Genomic DNA, 20,396 nt, shown 5'->3' with positions numbered 1-20,396 from the left:
CCACCACACAACCCCAAGACCGCACCACCACACAGAAACACAGCCCGCCCGACACCGGTAACCTCACCACCAGCGCGCCCCGCATCGCACGCACCTTGACAACAAAACCCCGACAAACTGCCGGACCAGCCGCGAGACTTCGACCACCACATCGACTCCGCGCAAGCGGAAGTGACCCGGATCCGATCCCCGGACCGACCGCCAAGGCTCTGTCAGCTCCGCGCGAGCGGAAGTGATCCGAATCCAGCCGCGCAGATCATGCGTGACGCCACTTGCTCTCCGCCCGAGCGGAGGTGTCCCGTCCTCTTCCTCGCAGACGGCTTCGCCGCGGTCGTCGGCTCCGCGCGAGCGGAGGTGTCCCGTTCACGCGTTGGATCGGCGAGTACAACGGCATGTCGGCTCCGCGCGAGCGGAAGTGTCCCGGAGACGGCCCGATCCAACGCGCGGATTGACCGGTCGGCTCCGCGCGAGCGGAGGTGTCCCGCGGATCACGCAGGCGTGGGGTGAAGCGGTCGAGTCGGCTCCGGGCGAGCGGAGGTGTCCCGGACGACGGCACCATGGCCCGCCCAATCCCCGAGTCGGCTCCGCGCGAGCGGAGGTGTCCCGGACGGCAACACCACGGTCGTCTTCGATCTGCCATCGGCTCCGCGCGAACGGAGGTCTCCCGTGGCCGGACATCCTCGAGGGTCTGGAGCGGGAGTCGGCTCCGCGCGAGCGGAGGTGTTCCGCCAGCAATGGCGAGCCGGTCGTCGTCGAGATGGTCGGCTCCGCGCGAGCGGAGGTGTCCCGCTGTCGAGCCAGTCCCGCTCGAGCTCCTCCTGGTCGGCTCCGCATGAACGGAGGTGTCCCAGGCCCGGCTGCGCTGGTACTGGGGCAACGGCCGTCGGCTCCGCGCGAGCGGAGGTGTCCCGAAGTACATGCGGCGCGGTACGTCCAAGTTCTTGTCGGCTCCGCGCGAGCGGAGGTGTCCCGCAGCAGCCACAGACGACGATCGAGCCGGCCGGGTCGGCTCCGCGCGAGCGGAGGTGTCCCGTTGAGGGGGATCGCCGGGAGCGTGATCTTCGAGTCGGCTCCGCGCGAGCGGAGGTGTCCCGTCGTCGTCGGCGCCCCAGTGGTAGGCGCCCCAGTCGGCTCCGCGCGAGCGGAGGTGTCCCGCGGGCATCGTTGGCGACGGCGTCGAGGCTGGTGTCGGCTCCGCGCGAGCGGAGGTGTCCCGGAGTCGGCCAAGGGCTTCGGACTTGGCGTACTGTCGGCTCCGCGCGAGCGGAGGTGTCCCGATGGTGTACGCGGGCTACGACAGGACCGTGGCGTCGGCTCCGCGCGAGCGGAGGTGTCCCGTAGGCGGCCTGCGCCTTGATGTCACCTCCGTGGTCGGCTCCGCGCGAGCGGAGGTGTCCCGTAGCTGTAGCTGGAGTTGTTGTTGTTGATCGCGTCGGCTCCGCGCGAGCGGAAGTGTCCCGGCTTCGAGCGGCCGGCGGACGACGACCGGGAAGTCGGCTCCGCGCGAGCGGAGGTGTCCCGCTGCTGCCGTCCGCGTCCCCGTACAACTCGCCGTAAGCTCCGCGCAAGCGGAGGTGTCCCGATGGCAGCCTCGCTGGTCGACCTGGGCAAGCAGCCGGCTCCGCGCGCGGAGGTGTCCCGCCCGACCGTGGAAAGCCCCGACTCCCCGACGAGTCGGCTCCGCGCGAGCGGAGGTGTCCCGGACCGCGCCCAGGCCGAGTGCCAGGTGTTCCGGTCGGCTCCACGCGAGCGGAGGTGTCCCGCACATGGCGGCAGGGAGGCTCGCGCGGGTGTCGTCGACTCCGCGCCAGCGGAGGTGTCCCGGCGTCGGTGCCCATCGCGCCGCGCCAGGCCTTGTCGGCTCCGCGCGAGCGGAGGTGTACCGGTCACATTGTCGGCCGAGTCCTGGATCTTCACGTCGGCTCCGCGCGAACGGAGGTGTCCCGACGCGTTCCCGGTCTTCCAGAAGCGGTGCAGCGTCGGCTCCGCGCGAGCGGAGGTGTCCCGGTGAAGTCCTCGGGCTGGTACGGGGTGATCATGTCGGCTCCGCGCGAGCGGAGGTGTCCCGATGTCTGTCACCGGCCACTTCTCCACCGGCGCCGTCGGCCCCGCGTGAGCGGAGGTGTCCCGCTCGCCGTGTCGGCGAAGGTCGAGGCCCTCGCGTCGGCTCCGCGCGAGCGGAGGTGTCCCGTCGACCGAGGCCGTCACCTGACAGCGTCGCTGTCGGCTCCGCGCGAGCAGAGGTGTCCCGGTCTTGTCGGTGACCGTGCCGGTAGTGAGCGGGTCGGCTCCGCGCGAGCAGAGGTGTCCCGGAGTGGCAGCGCGGGAAGATCGACCCCAGTACGTCGGCTCCGCGCGAACGGAGGTGTCCCGTACCTGGTCGGCGAGCTCGAGCAGATCCTCCTGCCGGCTCCGCGCGAGCGGAGGTGTCCCGGTGTCCGTGGTCGTCATCGTCGTGCCGACCGGGTCGGCTCCGCGCGAGCGGAGGTGTCCCGCGGCTCCGCGTCCTCCTGCCCTGGGCGGCCGAGTCGGCTCCGCGCGAGCGAAGGTGCCCCGCTGGAGTCCCGGACGGTGGCCGGCGCGTCCTTGTCGGCTCCGCGCGAGCGGAGGTGTACCGGCGATCCGGCTGCTCGGCCAGCGCGTCCATCCGTCGGCTCCGCGCGAACGGAGGTGTCCCGGGTGCCGAGCTCTACGCTCGGGCCGAGGAGATCGTCGGCTCCGCGCGAGCGGAGGCGTCCCGTTACGCAGCTCGCGCCGGCCGACGGTGCGCTGGTCGGCTCCGCGCGAGCGGAGGTGTCCCGTCGGCGTCGCTGGTGGGCCGGTGCTGGATGCCGTCGGCTCCGCGCGAGCGGAGGTGTCCCGAAGAACGGGGTCGTGTTCCAGAACGAGGAGCCGTCGGCTCCGCGCGAGCGGAGGTGTCCCGTCGGAGCGGCCCTCTGGCGCATGTGGGGTGGGGTCGGCTCCGCGCGAGCGGAAGTGTCCCAGCCCTGGGCGCGACGGCGCAGCTGGCGAACGGGTCCGCTCCGCGTGAGCGGAGGTGTCCCGGGCCCGTTGCCCTCGGGGCCGATGATGAGCGCGTCGGCTCCGCGCGAGCGGAAGTGTCCCGTACTACGGCCAGGCCCAGGAGTACATGGCCCTGTCGGCTCCGCGCGAGCGGAGGTGTCCCGGACATCGGCAAGGGCCTGATCGTGGGCCTGACGTCGGCTCCGCGCGAGCGGAGGTCTCCCGACCCCGTTACTGACCGGCGTCCTGAGACGCAGGTCGGCTCCGCGCGAGCGGAGGTGTCCCGATTTCGCACCAGACGAACGGAGTGCTGACCGAGTCGGCTCTGCGCGAGCGGAGGTGTCCCGGTGCACTGGCCGATGTAGGTGGTGCCTCCGGCGTCGGCTCCGCGCGAGCGGAGGTGTCCCGTGCACGCCGCCGCCGACCTGCGTGCCGCCGATGTCGGCTCCGCGCAAGCGGAGGTGTCCCGCCGCCGTCTGGTCGCCGCTGTCGGCCCTGTGGATCGGCTCCGCGCAAGCGGAGGTGTCCCATCGGCGGAGCGGATCGCGCCGACCGAGGTGGCATCGGCTCCGCGCGAGCGGAGGTGTCCCGGTCAAGTGCTTCAGCCGCTCCTCGATCACGTGGTCGGCTCCGCGCGAGCGGAGGTGTCCCGCGCTCGGGTGCCCGGTACACGGTCGCCGTCGTGTCGGCTCCGCGCGAGCGGAGGTGTCCCGTCGTAGATCTTCCCGGCCAGGGAGTCCAGGCCGCCGGCTCCGCGCCAGCGGAGGTGTCCCGCTGTCCGTCGACCAGACGTACTCGGAGCTGGAGTCGGCTCCGCGCGAGCGGAGGTGTCCCGTGCACGCCGCCGCCGACCTGCGTGCCGCCGATGTCGGCTCCGCGCGAGCGGAGGTGTCCCGCCGTCCGCCGCGCGCAGGCCTTCGTCCGAGCCGTCGGCTCCGCGCGAGCGGAGGTGTCCCGATCTACGGGGCCACCGGATCCGTCACGCTGGAGTCGGCTCCGCGCGAGCGGAGGTGTCCCGAGCACTGACCACGGTCAGGGCTCCCTTCTTCGGTCGGCTCCGCGCGAGCGGAGGTGTCCCGCTCGATCACGTCTCCGTCGAGGAGGATCGCTCGTCGGCTCCGCGCGAGCGGAGGTGTCCCGCGGCTCGGGGCGAGCCTGACGACGCTCGGCACGTCGGCTCCGCGCGAGCGGAGGTGTCCCGGTGTGGGTGACGATGTCTTCCCGTACCCACTGGTCGGCTCCGCGCGAGCGGAGGTGTCCCGCCCCATGCGGCTGCCGTTCCAGTCGGCCGGGAGTCGGCTCCGCGCGAGCGGAGGTGTCCCGGACTGAGAACGAGCGAAGGCCCGGTGCGCTAAGTCGGCTCCGCACGAGCGGAGGTGTCCCGGCGGACTGGGACAGCGTCCTGGGCGACATCATGTCGGCTCCGCGCGAGCGGAGGTGTCCCGAAGGCGTACGTGATCGTGCCGCTGGTCCTGGCGTCGGCTCCGCGCGAGCGGAGGTGTCCCGCTCTTGTAGCCCGCACCACTGGCCGCCGTACCGTCGGCTCCGCGCGAGCGGAGGTGTCCCGGCCCGGGTGTATTCGATCGGATGCCAGTCCGAGTCGGCTCCGCGCGAGCGGAGGTGTCCCGGTCGTGCTCCAGATCGAAGCGGTGTTCTTCCCGTCGGCTCCGCGCGAGCGGAGGTGTCCCGCGCATCAGGGTGTTGGTGGCGGACCGCGAGTTGTCGGCTCCGCGCGAGCGGAGGTGTCCCGGCGCTGCACCTGCCTGCGCAGCCCAAGCGCCAGTCGGCTCCGCGCGAGCGGAGGTGTCCCGTTCTGCGTGGCCTCGGGGTAGGCGTCGTCGGTGTCGGCTCCGCGCGAGCGGAGGTGTCCCGGCCTGAACTTAGGAGCTGCGGCCATGGGCGACGTCGGCTCCGCGCGAGCGGAGGTGTCCCGTCGGCCAGCGTCGCCTTGGCGAGCTCCCCCGTGTCGGCTCCGCGCGAGCGGAGGTGTCCCGCGTTGATGTCGGTGGCGTCGATGTCCCTGAGCGTCGGCTCCGCGCGAGCGGAGGTGTCCCGCGTTGATGTCGGTGGCGTCGATGTCCCTGAGCGTCGGCTCCGCGCGAGCGGAGGTGTCCCGAGGATCGCCTCGTTGCCGTTGCTCTTCCGGATGTCGGCTCCGCGCGAGCGGAGGTGTCCCGAGGATCGCCTCGTTGCCGTTGCTCTTCCGGATGTCGGCTCCGCGCGAGCGGAGGTGTCCCGCCCGTCGACAAGGGTTCCTTCCGCTCCACCGGAGTCGGCTCCGCGCGAGCGGAGGTGTCCCGCCAGAACCGTCACTGGGGGGGACCGTGTCCGAGGTCGGCTCCGCGCGAGCGGAGGTGTCCCGGGGGCCTGTCGGCCCTGCTCGAACTCGTCGTCGTCGGCTCCGCGCGAGCGGAGGTGTCCCGACCACAGCCGGCCTCAAGCCGGTCCTTTGTTCCGTCGGCTCCGCGCGAGCGGAGGTGTCCCGCGCTCGGTGTCCTGCGGCCTCTCGATCTTCACGTCGGCTCCGCGCGAGCGGAGGTGTCCCGGCGGCGGACGGTGGGAACACGGTCCGCGAATAGTCGGCTCCGCGCGAGCGGAGGTGTCCCGCTGTCGGTGTCGAGGTCCATGACCACGCGAGCGTCGGCTCCGCGCGAGCGGAGGTGTCCCGACGCGGATCCGGATGAACGCCTCGTCGCCCGGGTCGGCTCCGCGGGAGCGGAGGTGTCCCGATCCTGCGCGCCGGATCGCCCATCGGCCCCTCGTCGGCTCCGCGCGAGCGGAGGTGTCCCGGGCTGGGCCCTGGTTGATGTCTTCGCGGACGGGTCGGCTCCGCGCGAGCGGAGGTGTCCCGTACATCGAGGCCCGCGAGACGGAGATGGAGGAGTCAGCTCCGCGCGAGCGGAGGTGTCCCGGTGCGGGCAGTCTTGCCCCCGTGGAGACCCCCGTCGGCTCCGCGCGAGCGGAGGTGTCCCGACTCTTGAGGTGCTGAGGGACGAGGGCCTGACGTCGGCTCCGCGCGAGCGGAGGTGTCCCGTCGACCGAGCTGACCGCCGATGCCATTGACCAGCGTCGCCGCCAACAGCCACTGGACCAGCCCGCCTCCGTCGCGGCTGGCACCTTCGGCGAAGAGGGGTGCACAGTCACGGCAGACGATCTCGATGCCGGGCCACTCGGCGAGCCAGGCCGCAAGCATGTCCGCCTCCCGACGAGCACGGCTCCGTGGACACGGCCCTTGCGCTGGGCGTACTCGTCCACGCCGACCACTCGGTGAACCTTCCGTGTCACAGGTTTGGACGCAAAAGCTTGGCCCTCACCGCTTTCCCGGATTGTGGGGTGAACCAGCAAAAGACGAACCCTGCCTGAGACCGTGACCTACGGCTCGAGTGGTGCACAAATGTTCACGGTCTGGCCGTTGAGGTCGAGGATGATGGTGCGGCGGAGCCGCTTGACGACCATTTCGAGGAACTTCCCCGCGTTAATTGTGTCGTCATCGGCATACACTTGATCTGCCGATACGATTCCGATCCGAATTTCCTCGCCACGCAGCTCCCCCGGGAATCTACTCTTGATCAGGCCCTCGGCCTCTCCGACCTGCTTCATGAAACCCGACTTGTCGGTACGCACGGCGCTGGGATCGAGAACGTGCTGGTTGCGCTCTGGATTCCAGCTCAACGGCGTCCGCTCCGGCTTCTTCTCCGATAGTGCGACCGCGGCGGATTCAAATCCGAGCGGGTTGCCAGGGGGCATGATCGCCACGGATGCGTCCCCGTGAGTATGTGCCCGATCAGTCTCGTCCTGGTCACGTTCGTCACGATGAAGGCTTTCGTTTTCAACTTCATTGAGGTGCGCATCGGTGCGGACAGTATCGGCGTGGTTCCTGGATGATTCCGCCGCATCCTCCTTCACCTTTCCCGCAGCCTCCGACTCGACGGCAGCGCCTCGCATCGGGACTGATTCTGTCGCTACCTGTTCTTTGAGGCGTGCGTATTCCTGACGCTGGCTCTCGGACATGACGGGCTCATAGGTGTCGAGGCTTTTGCTCAGCTTGCCGAGACGCTCGAGACGTTCACCGGGTGTACCTCGGTCCAGAGCGTCCCGCAACAGGGCGAGCAGCCCGGAGACGGAGGAATCGTCCGTGTTGGCGATGCCGACGTAGCGGGATCTCGAAACGGAGGCGTACTGGAGAAGACCCTGGGCCTTTTCCACGTAGTACAAGGTGTCCTTCATGTACTGCCGGTCCCGCGGCGACCACTGTCCGGTCAGTGCCGTACGCAACGAGGAGCGGACGGTTTCGAGCCGCTGCGGGATCCAATCAGGCAGGCGAGATTGACCCAGCACGTGGCGTATGACGGCGTCCGCAAGGTCCTGACGCTCGGGGCGGGAAATCAGCTGCGGTGTTTCCTGCCGCTGTGTTGTCAGGCGCGCCATCAGCGGTACCAGCTTTACCAAGGTCTGCACCAGGGGGTGATCCAGGATGGTGCATGCCACGGCGGGTGTGAGCCCGGGCCGACCATCCTGGAAACGTTCGGCTACCTGGTACGCATGCCTCGCGGCGTCGGCGAGATCGTCGAAGTTGGCCTGTAGCGCTTTGTCGTCCATTTCTGGCCGATTCGTATAGTTTCTGATCTCAAGCAGTACCATCGGCCGCGCGTGCCCCCCATTTGTATCCAGTCGCCCGAAGTTCCGCATGCCGACTGTTTCATCCGGATACACCTTCCTGCCACGCGGCGTCCTCCCTCGAATCGTGGCGATCAGAAAATCCCTATGCGTCAAATCGCTATCCGGCAGGACCTGATCCAATATATTTCGCGCATCGTCCGCTCCAGGATATTCCGTTCGGTAAGCGGCTATCCTCTGGCGCAGAATCTCCTCGAATTTATTTACGATGAAACGCTCATTGTCATGATTTTCCAGAAAGCCGCGGACCTCTTGCCTCAGCGACTCGCGTACCACATGGAATGGATTACGCAACGCTGCAGGGAGCATATTTTTTATCAGCCTTTGCCGGAAAAATCGCTCCCGGAGCGGAGTCGCGGAAACGTGGCTGAACATCAGCCACGCGTATCCGTACAGTTCGTCGATACCAGCGACCTCGGACAGGTAAGGGAGCTCTCCAGTCTCCACGTGCCGCTTCAGCACCTGGGACGCAAAGCGTTTCGTGACATCGTCAGCGAAATGTCGGCTCCCCGCCACTGCCTTGTCGAGAGACATTGATCCGCTGAGCCGGGCTTCTACCTGCGCCAACAGACGACTCGCTCCGCCGATGGGAACACCGACAGTGAACTGGGTGTAGGCGGGATGTCCGGGCCCCGCCGGAGAGGGGTTGACCAACAACTTACCGTCCGCAAAGACGGTCCAGTCCTCCGCGGGCAACAGTTCGCGCAGGGGGATCGCGTGTCCCTCTCGGTCTGTCCGGCTCAGCAACTCGCGGGCTCGCAGGATCCCACCTATGCCCCGTGACGAGGAAATGCGTCCCGGTTCTGTCAAAAGGGCTTTAATCGGCGCAGACACCAACTCAACGATTGGCAGAGACTTCGCTGTTGGTGTCTCCCGGCCGGCCGCCGCACCTAGCGCATCCCGCTTGCTCATGAATAGCCGGCCATCACCGAGTTGGTAGAACATATCGTGATCGACAACCAGTTCTAGTTGGTTGTGCTTGTTCCGCGCCAGAAGTGTGTCATACGGCAGGTCGGAAAATTTCTTGCCGTTGAGGTCGCCGAGGGGGTGAAGATATTCGACCTCTATGCCGATGGCGCCGAACTCTCTATGGGTCAGCGGGGGTTCGAGGAGGGCTTCGCGATACGTGTGCGGGGCAGGCGGCCATTGCCGTTGCGTCTCTTTCACAACCGTACCGATTCGGTGTATGACGATGGCCCGTGCATAAACATCCACAAAATCGAACTTCTCAGTGCTGACCCTTCGGTCCTTGCGCGCCTGCAGGTCGATCCGGAATATACCATCGTCGGTGTACCGCACTGCGAAGGCGTGACCGACTCCCGAGCGTTTTGCGACGAGGATCAGGGCGGTAGCTCCGATGCCGGCCTTTTTCAAATCCGTAGCAAGCGAGTCCCACGATGTCACCCTCCCCCAACCCGGTCCACGAACGAGACTCTGCTCCGCACCGGTAATTCCGACCTCAAGGTCGTGCAAAGTGACTGCTGACCGAATCGCGTGACCTGCCGGGCGATCTCGGTCGCGCTCGTGCAACGGCGGCGCGGGGAACCATATCTTGACCAGAGCCAGCAGAAGCGAAACGCAGTTGATCACTTTCGGGTCAGCGGCGAAGGAATCGTTATCAACGCCGGCGTCCCTGGTGGCCTGCGTGATCGCCGCAGCGGCGTCCTTCGTCAAAGCCGCTCTCGTGGGCGTATCGCGATTCACCCACGTCGGTCCCTGTTTGTCGGCTTCGGTGAACTGCTCCCCCGGTACGGCGTCCGGCGCGGTTGGGAGCGGACCTGGATCGCGTGAAGCGGCAGGCAATGCCGAGGACTGCGCTTGGATGGCGGCTGTACGGTTCGCCGGTTCACTCAATGCCCCAAGAACGGGATGCTGGTCTGTGAGCGAGGATGAGGCAGTCGTAGGCACTTCGACTGTCGTGAGGGCCAGGTTCCCCCGGGTTGGCGGCTCCTCGGTCTCAGAGCCGGCTAGCCGACTGGTGGGATCCTCGACGAGGTTCGCGATATGGACGGGGCGCGGGGCGTTCAGAAACGCCTGCGGTTTGGTTTCTGATGAGCTGTGGGGCGCCGGTGCGGGCTGCCGAGGTGCGTATATTCCCTGCTCTTTCTGTTCGTCGAGCCGGAACTCGGGGGCCCGAGTGTCGCTGTGGTTCTGCCCCTGAGTAACGGGATCTTCTGTCGCGGTACCACCGGCTTGGGCAGTGGTGGTCAGGGCCAGCGCAACGCGTGACGGATCACCGAATCCGCCTTGGGAGTGCGTGCTCGTCTCGGACTCGCGGCTGTCGGCGGATTCTGGTGGCGCCGCTACGGGTTTCTCCGCCTTCTGCTCCTTGAGGCGTTTGTACTCTTGGTGCTGACTCTCGGACATCACGTGCAGGTAGCTTTCGAGGCTTGCCCACAGTGTGCCGAGATGCTCAGCGGATGCGTTTCGGCCCTGGGCATCCCGCAGAATGGCCAGAAGTCCAGAGATTGAGGAATCGTCCGTATTGACACTGCCAATGTAGGTGTATCTCGGATCGGAATTGTGCGCTGTCTCGCGGCGCGCGGTGGAGCGGTGAGGGCGCGGCAAGTCGATGCCGGTGGAAAGACTGGGATGAGCGGTGGTAGGAGCAGGAGCCGCTGATCCGGAAATTGGGCTGGGCTTTCGGAGGAGACGGCTAGCCTTTTCCAAGTAATCCAGGGTAACCTGGTCCTGCGGCAACAAACGTCGGTCCACAAGCGCTCGACTCAACGTGGTGCGGACGGACTCGAGTCGCTGCGGTATCCAATCAGGAAGAGCGGATCGGCCTAGAACGTGGAATGTGACAGCGTTCGCGAGACTCTGACTCTCGACATGGCTGAGTGGCTGCATCCCGCTATTGGGTGTTCTCCCATACCCCAGCAGCGGGACCAGTTCGGCCAAGACCTGTACCAGAGGATGGTCGAGGATGGCGTGTACCACGGCGGGCTGGATACTGGGTGAATCACTTTGGAAGCGCGTGCCCATACGGTACGCGTACTCCGTGGCGCGGGCGAGCTCCTCCACCTTGCCTTTTATCGTGTCGTCATCCATTTTTAGGGAATTCGCAATGTGTCTGAGTTCGAGCAGGACCAGCGGCAGCGTGCGTCCACGGTTGTCATCCAGTTTTTCGTATTCAGTCATACCGACAGCTTCAGCCGTACCGACTTTCTTTCCTTGCGGCGTCTCCCCACGGATCGTGGAGATCAGATAGTCTTTGTTCGTCAGGCTGCGAGAATTCGCCAGGGATTCATTCAACAGATTCTGCGCGTCATCCGGTCCCGGGTATTGTCTCCGGTACTCGGCTATCATTTGGTGCAGAATCCGCTCAAACGTCGTTACGATGAACGGTTCATTTTTGCGCAGGAAACCGCGGACCTCTGGGCTCGTTGAACTGCGCACTACGTGGAAGGGATTTCGCAATGCTGCCGGGAGCATGTTCTTTAGGAGTGTGGGCGCCGGGCCGCTGCCCATCGCCGCGGCTCGCGGCGAAAAGAAACGCTTCCAAAGCGGATTGGCGGAGACGTGGCTGAACATCAGCCACGTATAACCGTACAGCTCGTCGACGCCGGGGACTCCGGACAGGTAGGGAAGCTGTGTGAGATTCACGGTTCGCCTCAGCTGTTGGGATGCGAAGTGCGCCGTGACCTCTTCGGCGAAATGCTGGCTCCTGGCTACCGCTATTTCGAGTATAGGCTGGCCGAGTTGAGCTCGCATCTCCCTCAGCAGATGGATCACTCCGCCAAGGGGTACACCGACGGTAAACTGGGTGTAGGCGCCGTGATGGCTTCCCGCCGGAGACGGATAGACCAGCAACGTATCGTCCGTAAAGACGGTCCACTCTTCTGCGGGAAGGAGTTCACGCAGGGGGATCGCGCGGTCTTCCTTGTCCGTCCGCCGCAGGGCTTTGCGGGCTTTCAGGTATGCACGTATGCCCTCTTCCCGGGAAATACGTCCGGATTCCTCCTTCAGGACCCTGAGTGGTGCGGTCCTGAACTCAGGGATGGGCAATTTCCTCTGCACCGGGATTTCTTTTCCTTTTACTGCAGCGATCGCCGCTTCCGCCTCCTCCCGCGTATTGTATATCCGGTTGTTTTTGAGCTGATAGAACGGCGCATGGTCAACGACCAGTTCAAGCCGACTGCTGTCGTGCCGCGCCAGAACCAGGCTGTAGCCGTCCAGCCAATCGGATTCATTACCACTCAGGGGATGCAGATCTTCCACTTCAATTCCAATAGCCCCGAATTCTCCTGGGCGAAGCGGAGGTTCGACCAAGGCCTCACGGTCCGTATGCGGGGTGTGCAGCCAGTCTTGCCACGTTTCTTGCATAGCCTGGCCGTTCCGGTCCAGGACAACAGCCCGAGCGTAAACATCCGCCAAATTGAATGTCTCGGGAGTGACCCTTTGATCCTTCCGCGCCTGCAGATCTATTCGATAGAAGCCGTGGTCGGAATATCGCACCGCGAAAGCGTGTCCGACTTCCGACCGCTTTGCGACGAGGATCAGTGCGGTAGCTCCGACACCGGCCTTCTCCAAAGCCGTGGCGAGTGAGGCCCAGGACGTCACCTTGCCCCAACCCGGACCACGAACAAGACGTCGCTCCGCGCTGGCGACTCCCACCACCTGGTCGTCCAGAGCGACTGCTGACCGAATCGCATGACCGGCCGCATGATGCTGGCCGCGCTCATCCAGCGCCGGCGCGGGGAACCAAATTCTCACAAGGGCTAGCAACAGCGACACGCAGTTGATCATTTTCGGGTCGGCAGTGAAAGCCTCCACATCGACGCCGACATCCTTCACAGCCTGTTCGATCGCCGCGGCTGCTTCCTCCTCCAGCACGGCCTGCGGGGACGCCTTCTGATTCAGACGATCCCCCGGCTCGGATCCCAGGGCTTTTTCGAGCGAGCCTGCTGACAAATCGGAGTTGCTCCGTCTCCAGTTGCCGACCGACCGCTCGGTTCCGCCGCTGTCCGGAATTGAGTGAGATGCTTTGGCAAGTATCAGCCTTTCCACTCCCCCTAGCGTCCCCGCGGCCTCGGTTATGCGATGTGATGGAATTCGCATCAGCGTCTGTAGAGCTTGTTCCGGCGTGACCTCCCGAGGCGGTTTGATCACGGAGTCCTTTATTATTTCAAGCGCGTCGTGAGCGTGTTTCACGAAGTCGACAAGGTCGCCAACGTGAAGCTTCTGCCCGCCGGAGAGAACGCCACTCAGGCCCGACGGGAATCGAAAGCAGATCTGCGCGATTTCTCGATTGTTCACTAGGATTCCTCCCTACTGGGGACAACCCGGTCTCGCAATGGGACGTCCCCCCTGGTTCCGGTGGCGTTCTTGGTGCCAGTCGGCGGCATGCCGGCGTTCGTCGGTCAGCGCCGAGTCGACGTTGGGGCGCATGTTGGTGTGTGCGGGGCCCTGTCGAGAGGGTCGATCAGTGTGGCGGGCCCTTCGACCGCGGCGACTGGTGCGGCGTCGGCGAGGTAGAGCGTTCGGAGAGCGACATGGCATCGCCGGTGCCGCGGCGGGCGAATCGGGCGTGGCCCCCACGACTGCAAGGGGCCGGCCAACAGGAATGTCACGACACTCGTCCACGCTGCTCCAGGAGTTTGCGACTGCGGCCCCGACGGACTCGACCAGTCGCGCCAAGCCGGGCGCTTCGGAGCCCAGGTTGGCGAGACTGACGGTGGCAGTCCGATGCGTAGGACCCAGGTCTGACAGTTGTCGTCGCCGTAGGCGCGCTCGATTTCGGCGGCGTAGCCGGCCAGGCGGGCAGAGGCGGGTTCCATGTGCCCGCTGGAAGCGTCACCGGTTCCCTCGGGGAGGTTGTCGGCCACAACTGCGCGCCCACCGCGTCCGAGGCGGAAGCGGCCTGTACGGGGACGAGGTCTGGGGTATCGGTGTCGGGGGCCGGGCCTTGATCCCCGAAGTGTCGTAGGCCTGGGCGTGGACAACCCACCAGGCGGTTTCGGCGTATGAGAGCCGCGCCACCCCAGGTGGACGCGGAGTGCAGAAGGCGTCACGTTAGGCACGTCTGCGGTGATCCGGTTGAGCGAGGACACCTCGCCCGGCGTAGCGCGTAGCCCGGCATTTTGGAATAAGGGCGTCTGCGGGTCCAGCGAGCCGAACCGTCCGCGGTACTCAGTCAAGTGCTCCTCGACGTCAGCGAACGAGGCGCGTTCGTACCGCAGTTCATTCCACGCTTGCGTCCCCGGCGGCCCGTCGAAGGCGTACTGGTGGATGGCCAGGAGCAGCCGTATCAGTGCGAAGTCCTGTGTCGGCAAATCGCCCGAGAGACGCCTGGCATGATGCGCGCGCGCGACTGGAGCGCACAGGGACAGTAGTTCTTCTCCTGTCGACAGCCGGACCGGAAGCCACCGCTGCCCTGTCAGATCAAACAACAGGCCCCCGCCGGGCTCCTCCGTCCCACGCGCATGTGACATCTCAAGGTCCGCCCTCAGGCTGTGCTGGAACCGACGAGGCAAGGCGGAGTATCCGTCCCAGCAGCGGCATGAACTCCCCCTGGTGGCCGGGTATCGTCGCTGAGCCGCCTTCCTGGACATGCCTCTCGGGTTTGGCCTTGCCAATTCAATGATGTGCGCACGCGTCAAGCGGACTGCTGCTCAAAGCCCTTCACTGGGGCGGCGTGCCTGATAAGGCACAGATTGTGCGTTGTCGGGAAGCACCGTGGGCTACGAGGTCGTATTCGCCCCTGACGATGGAGAGCATGCCGTAGTGCGGGTGAATCCGAGTGTCGAGGGCCGGTACGCCCTTCGTGCGCCCCTGGTGCGCTCCGATCACTCCCCGTAGTTGTGCCAGTGAGCTATTTCAGCGTTGCCGCTCCAGGGTGGGGACGGCAGCGGCGATTGACGACATTCGCCAGCGGGGCCGTGCGGGTGCTGCATCTGCTTCACGAGCCGATCCAGCTCTGCGGCGAACTCCTCGTCCTGTCCGGCGGCCTCCTCCAGGGATTGCGCCAGCCGCCGCCGCGTGTGCTGCGACGGCTCCGCCCGGCCCTCCCGGGCCTCCTCTCGCGCACGCTCCAGTGCGGAATCCGGTCCTAACCGGGAACTGACCAGCTCGTGCAGCCGGGCCGCCACCCCATCCCCAGGCCCCGCCGGGTCGCAGGCTTCACGGACCAGCCACGCGAACACGTACCCCACCGCGTCCTCCGCCCCCGGAACCACAGCACCCCCAAACCCGCCGAAGACGACACCACGACCGTATCCCCACCCGGCACTCGTCACCGCGGCATTGCGGCTCATGACAGACCCGATACCAACACCCCGACTTACGCCGGGGAACTTTCCACAATCTGTCAATTTTATTGACAGGTTGTGACTACAGTGGGCGCATGACCGTATCCACCGAGAACTCCCCCGAACTGATCGCCGGGGACCTCGCCGTCGCCATCCATCAGGGGTCCATCCGTGACGGGGAACGGCTGCCGTCGCAGGCGAAGCTGGCACGGTCCTACGGGGTGTCGTCGGGTACCGCGGCCGCCGCGCTGGCCAAGCTCGCTGCGTCCGGCCTGATCCGGACCGCGCGGGGCAGCGGCACGTACGCCACGGCGCGGCCGGGCCCGTTCGAGTCGAATCCGGTGCTCGATGTGATGGCGGCGGCTTCCGTCTGCCGGACGCTCGCAGGTCTGGAATTCGGCCCCGGCGAGCCCGAGCCGCCGGCCCTTGCCGTCGGCGGGAGCCCGCGCTGGGGGACAACTCGGGAGGACGGGGAGACCCTGCCGCCGCGTCCTCTGGACGTCGGCGTCCTGGCCGGGCTCGACCGGCACGTCCTGCGGTGGATGAGCGAGGCGTTCGTGTCGGCCGCCCGCGCTCTGGTGGCGCACGGTGTGAGCGATGCCGACCGGCACCTGCTCGAGTCGGCCCGCGCGATCCTGCGGGACGGTGGCCGTCGCCCCGAGGGCCAGCCCGGCATCGCACTGTCGGGCGGTCCGCAGCCGGCCGATGAGGACGTCGTCCTGCGGATCTGGCCCGAGCACGGCGAGGTGCGCGACCCGGACGGCCCGCCGATTTAGCCCTGATCCTCCACGCATCTGCCGGGCCTGATTGGCGGGGCGGCCGTCCACTGCCAGGCGCACGGCCGCCCGCCCACCCAGTCACCAGAGCTCACGACCAGGAGGATCCCCATCGTGACCGTCATTCTCCGCCCGCATCAAGTCGAAGCAGTCGACGCCGTCCTGCGCCACCTCTCTGAACAGCCCGGCCAGGGCATCCCGCCCGAGGGGCTGCGCACCCAGGTCATCGCCGCCACCGGGTCGGGCAAGACGCTGATCGGGGTGGAGTCGGCGAGCCGTCTCTCCGCGCGCCGGGTGCTGGTCCTGGTGCCCACCCTGGACCTGCTGTTGCAGATGGCCGCAGCGTGGCGTGCGGGCGGCCGACGCGGCGCCATGATCGGTGTGTGCTCCCTGCGGGGTGCGGACAGCCAAGGGCTGCCCTGCTCTACGGACCCCGACGAACTGATCGCGTGGACCGCCGGGCCCGAGACGGTGACCGTATTCGCGACGTACGCGTCGGTCGGCATGGGCACGCTCCAGCGGGCGCATGCCGCGGGTCTGCCGGTGTGGGACCTGATGGTCGTGGACGAGGCGCACCGCGTGAGCGGGGACGGGCTGAAGCCGTGGGCGGCCGTGCACGACCAGATGCAGATCCCGGCCGTGCGGCGGCTGTACATGACCGCCACGGCGCGGGTGTGGGAGGCCGACGGGGAGCGCCCGCGGCTGGTGGCGTCCATGGACGAGGACTCCCCCGTCTTCGGGCCGGTCGCCTACAAGCTGAAGCTGTCCGAGGCGATCCGTCTGGGTCTGGTGGCGCCGTATCAGGTGCTGTGCCTGGACATCCGCGACCCGCATCTGTACGCCGCGATGACGACCGAGGTGACCGGGTCCGACGCCGTACGCGGAGCCCGCCTCGCGGCCGTCCAAACAGGGCTCATGCGCGCGGCCGCCCAGGAACGGTTCCGCCGAGTGCTGTCCTTCCACAGCCGCGTCGGCGAAGCCGAAGCCATGGCGGCCGCCGTGCCGGTGACCGCGGCCCGGCTCGCCGAGGACGACCCTGAGACGTTCCCGCCGACGGAGCAGGTGTGGGCGGCATGGCTGTACGGCGAGCACACCCCCGCCCACCGCCGCCAGGTCCTGGACGAGTTCGCCTCCGACTACCTCACAGGGCCGGACGCCGACGGCCAGGACGTACGGGCGGAGCTGCGGGTGCTGTCGTCGGTGAGGGTGCTGGGTGAGGGCGTCGACACCGCCGAATGCGACGCGGTCCTGTTCGCCGACGCCCGCGGCTCGATGGTCGACATCGTGCAGATGGTCGGGCGCGCCCTACGGATGCGGCCCGGAGTCGGGAAACTTGCCACGCTGATCGTCCCTGTATTCCTCGGGGAAGACGAGGACGCCAACGACCTGCTCACCTCCAACGCCTACGGCACCCTCGCCAAGGTCCTCGGAGCGCTCCGGGCCCACGACACAGACACGATCGAAGCACTCGCCGACCCCCGCGTCCGCAACGCCCACCCTCAGCCGGACACGGACGACAACCCCGACCAGGACGACCGCCAGCACGACGGGGACGACGACCAGGAGGACGCAGCGCGGGTGGGTGAGGCGGCGGCCGGGGTGCTCAGGTTCAGCGAGGAACGCGACCCCGCCGCCCTCGCCCGGTTCGTGCGGCTGCGGGTCATCGACCCCGAAGCCGCGTACTGGCGGCGCGGGATCGAGGTGGCCACCCGGTGGCTGCGCGAGACTGGCAGCAGCGAGCTGCGGGTGCCGTACACGTTCGTCTCCCCGGAGGCGTGGGGCGCGGCCGGAATGCATCCGCTGGGGGTGTGGATCGCGGATCAACGGCGGTACTACGCGGCCGGGACCTTGGAGGCCGCCCGCGTGGAGCAGCTGGAGGCGCTGGGGATGGTGTGGTCGGTGCAGGCGTCCGCGTGGGAGGCCGGCCTCGCCGTCGCCCGCGCCTACGCCGAAGCACACGCGCACCTGCTCCCGCCCACCACGGCCGTCTTCGACGACTTCCCCATCGGGGTGTGGCTCAAGAACGCTCGTGCAGGGGCCAGGAGGGCGGCGGAGAACGCCGAACGACGCGCGGCCGGGGAAACGGGCGTCTCCTATGCCGGAGAGCTGCCGGAATCGCGGGCGGAGGCGCTGGCCGACCTGGACCCGGGCTGGTGCCCGACGTCATGGGAGATCGGATGGCAGCGGGCCTACCGGCTCACCCTCGCGCACGTGAAGGCGGGCGGCGCGCTCCCAGCCGGGGCCGGTGAACTCATCGTCCAGGGCGAGGATCTGGGGCCGTGGGTGGCCGGGCAGCGGGCTGGGTGGGACAAGCTGATGCCTGCGCAGCAGTGGCTTTTGGAGAGTGTCGGGATCGAGCCTCCGGCGGAGGGTGAGCTGGTGGCGGGTGCGCCCCGGTCGCAGGACGCGCGGTGGGCTGCCAACCTCGCGGCCGCCCGCCAGTTCCACGCGCGGGAAGGCCATCTGACCGTGCCCCGCAAGGCGGTGGAGATCGTGGACGGCATCGAACACAAGCTCGGAGCGTTCCTGGACAACACCCGCCGCCGGGCCGCCAAACTCAGTCCACAACGCCGTGCCGAGCTCGACCAGATGGGGATGCGCTGGTCCTAGAACGGCCGCACAGGATGGCCCGCCACGGCGGGGGCGTAAGGCGGGCCATCCCTGACTTCACATGATCCCCAGAAATGAGCTCATGTTCAGGCATATTGGAATTCGTATCGTAAGGGCTGCCCTTTTGGCCCTTCGTCATTCCCGAAAGCTTCCCTGCCCGCCCTCGTCTCGGGCCCTGGTTACTGGGTCAGGCGGCAGGTGCGCCAGCCGGGGCCGTCGCGGGTCAGGACGCCGCGCTGCTCCATCCGGCGGGGCCCTCCCACCTCACCCCTTGGTGGGGCTCAGCACCGGAAGGACAGCACCGGGACGCCGGCGACTTCCGTCCCGGCTCCACCGCCGGGCTGACAGCGGCAAGGCGCGGCGGCCCCGGCCGACGCGCAACCGGCTGAGCGCGCCCCGATCCCCGGCCGCGCCGCCCATCCCGCCCGTCCCTTCCTCCTTCACTCCAGCCAAGGAATATGGGCAGAGCAGCCGCAACGGGGATGTCAGCAGGCCGACCACGGCAGAACGGCATGGTGACCTGCGCGGCCACGGGGACGGTCCTGCGGGCCACGCAACAGTAGGCGCAATTCTTGGCGCAACCCTCAGCGCAACAGCCAGGCGCAACCCGTGGCGCAACCTCGTGCTCCTGGTCGACCGGGGCGCGCCTCGCCGGCGTCAGCCCGGCGGCAGAGTCGGGACGGAAATTCGCTGGCGCTCCGGTGCTGTCTCCCGGGTGAAAGACGACACCGCTACAACACCGGGAAAACGACACGTGTCTTCACCAAAGCGACGACACTCCCCTTTCACCACCCCAGAAATAATCCCAGCCCACGCTCACTGCCAGCGATGAAAACCCGTGACGCCACACCACTGAAAAACCCACGACGCCCATCAGTGGTGTGTTCGCCACTTCTCTGCCGCTGGCGAGCCCGCGGCAGAGAAGTTTCACTCACGTTTTCACCAACGCATCAAAAGCCGCACATCTCGGCATTTTGACCACCAGCCCTCGCGATCAAGCTTCTGGATGAACCTTACTGGCCGAGGATCTCAGATATCGGAGGGGGGAACAAACATCTGCCGCTTTCCGAGTGCGAGATGATTAGTTGGTTATGCTCAATATCGAGACGCGGAAGCCCAGTATCCACAAGGGCATGCATACCCGATTCAGAGCGAGTGCGGCGTGTTTACCCATTCCTGGGTCTGAGAGTTCTCAGGCCCAGGACCAGTCTCCGCACTCCCACCACCATCGTGAATCCGTGCCATCCCAGGTGCGCCACTCCTCGCAGGCACGGATTCCTACGACTCGCTGACTGGTGTTGATGGAGAGTGCCTGTCCCTTGTTGATCCAGACAGAGTTTGTGGTGCCATCTGCATACATGTAGTCGACGCTGCCCCTGACCAGAGAGTCCCAGCCGGGGTCGGCCACGTATCCCCAGACCCAACTGGCAGCTCCATTGCCTGGCGTGGTATCCACTTGAGCCTGGACTTGGTCGTACCCGGCCCACTGCTGTGCAGCAGAAGCCGACTGCATTGTTGCGACCCCGGCCAGTGCAACCACCGCAGCGACCACTGAAAGCCGCTTAAAAACTCGTATATTTCTCATATCGTCCATTTCCGGATACTAGAGGTGCGCATTATTTGAATTCCTCAGTCGAAAATCAAAGGGCGACTAAGATCATCGCAATGCTCACCTCAATGCGTCAAGCATGAAGGGAATGCGTAGGTAATTCAGGCAACTACCATGCCTCAAAGTCCTTCTGTGCGAAATCTGGTTGATAGACGGTGGCTCATCGAGGGAGCTGCCAATTCCATACTGCTTTCAACCAAACCTACACAGGCGGCGCAGCTGCGGCATGAAGATCTGCACGCGGCACACTGCACGAGCTAATGCGTGCGGACAGACTGGAGTAAGTCGTCCAGGAAAATGACGTTGCAAGCCGGTGATGGGAGTCAGCCTCGATTCGTCAGTGGTGATCGCGGCCGTGCGAGTCAGTGAGTTCGCCCCGTTTTGTTCCGCTGGAGGACGGGCGGGGTCGTCGCGTGTCGCTGCGGCTGCGCCGGGTTCCACCGGCCCGGAAACTGCGGCTCTCCTCCTTCC

At 66.7% G+C, this 20,396-nt stretch carries 5 protein-coding genes and 2 CRISPR repeat arrays; of the genes, 2 read left to right on the top strand and 3 right to left on the bottom strand.

The genetic code is table 11. The features are described 5' to 3' along the window. Nucleotides 1-333 precede the first annotated feature (333 nt). A CRISPR array of direct repeats spans nucleotides 334-1,582; the repeat unit is 29 nt; unit sequence GTCGGCTCCGCGCGAGCGGAGGTGTCCCG. A gap of 90 nt (nucleotides 1,583-1,672) precedes the next feature. Continuing rightward, nucleotides 1,673-6,037: a CRISPR direct-repeat array (repeat unit 29 nt; unit sequence GTCGGCTCCGCGCGAGCGGAGGTGTCCCG). A 338-nt stretch (nucleotides 6,038-6,375) separates the two neighbouring features. From FNH09_RS16400 to FNH09_RS16385, 3 genes are all read right to left on the bottom strand, one after another. Then, on the bottom strand, nucleotides 6,376-12,939 hold the full coding sequence (locus FNH09_RS16400; RefSeq protein WP_152888505.1) for a toxin glutamine deamidase domain-containing protein: 6,564 nt from the start codon (nucleotides 12,937-12,939) through the stop codon (nucleotides 6,376-6,378). 104 nt (nucleotides 12,940-13,043) lie between these two features. Next, nucleotides 13,044-14,114, bottom strand: a complete 1,071-nt coding sequence (locus FNH09_RS16395; protein ID WP_238426709.1) for a type I-E CRISPR-associated protein Cse1/CasA — start codon at nucleotides 14,112-14,114, stop codon at nucleotides 13,044-13,046. A gap of 354 nt (nucleotides 14,115-14,468) precedes the next feature. Next, the gene (locus FNH09_RS16385; protein WP_152888501.1) at nucleotides 14,469-14,936 is read right to left on the bottom strand and encodes a hypothetical protein; all 468 of its coding nucleotides are present in this window, start codon (nucleotides 14,934-14,936) and stop codon (nucleotides 14,469-14,471) included. 89 nt (nucleotides 14,937-15,025) lie between these two features. Here FNH09_RS16385 and FNH09_RS16380 point away from each other — a divergent pair, with 89 nt between their 5' ends. Together FNH09_RS16380 and FNH09_RS16375 are read left to right on the top strand one after the other, a co-directional pair. Further along, the gene (locus FNH09_RS16380; RefSeq protein WP_152888499.1) at nucleotides 15,026-15,706 is read left to right on the top strand and encodes a GntR family transcriptional regulator; all 681 of its coding nucleotides are present in this window, start codon (nucleotides 15,026-15,028) and stop codon (nucleotides 15,704-15,706) included. 114 nt (nucleotides 15,707-15,820) lie between these two features. Continuing rightward, entirely contained in the window at nucleotides 15,821-18,316 is a 2,496-nt protein-coding gene (locus FNH09_RS16375) for a DEAD/DEAH box helicase (protein ID WP_420802757.1), read from the top strand. Nucleotides 18,317-20,396: the final 2,080 nt, after the last annotated feature.

The organism is Streptomyces adustus, assembly GCF_009377175.1.
Lineage (GTDB): Bacteria > Actinomycetota > Actinomycetes > Streptomycetales > Streptomycetaceae > Streptomyces > Streptomyces adustus.
The sequence above is the reverse complement of the archived record's forward strand: the minus strand, read 5'-3'. Positions and strand labels throughout refer to the sequence as shown.

Bases quoted from the DNA above. Each gene is read 5' to 3' on its own strand.
- FNH09_RS16395 (WP_238426709.1), bottom strand. From the start codon at position 14,114: ATGTCACATGCGCGTGGGACGGAGGAGCCCGGCGGGGGCCTGTTGTTT.
- FNH09_RS16385 (WP_152888501.1), bottom strand. From the start codon at position 14,936: ATGAGCCGCAATGCCGCGGTGACGAGTGCCGGGTGGGGATACGGTCGT.
- FNH09_RS16380 (WP_152888499.1), top strand. From the start codon at position 15,026: ATGACCGTATCCACCGAGAACTCCCCCGAACTGATCGCCGGGGACCTC.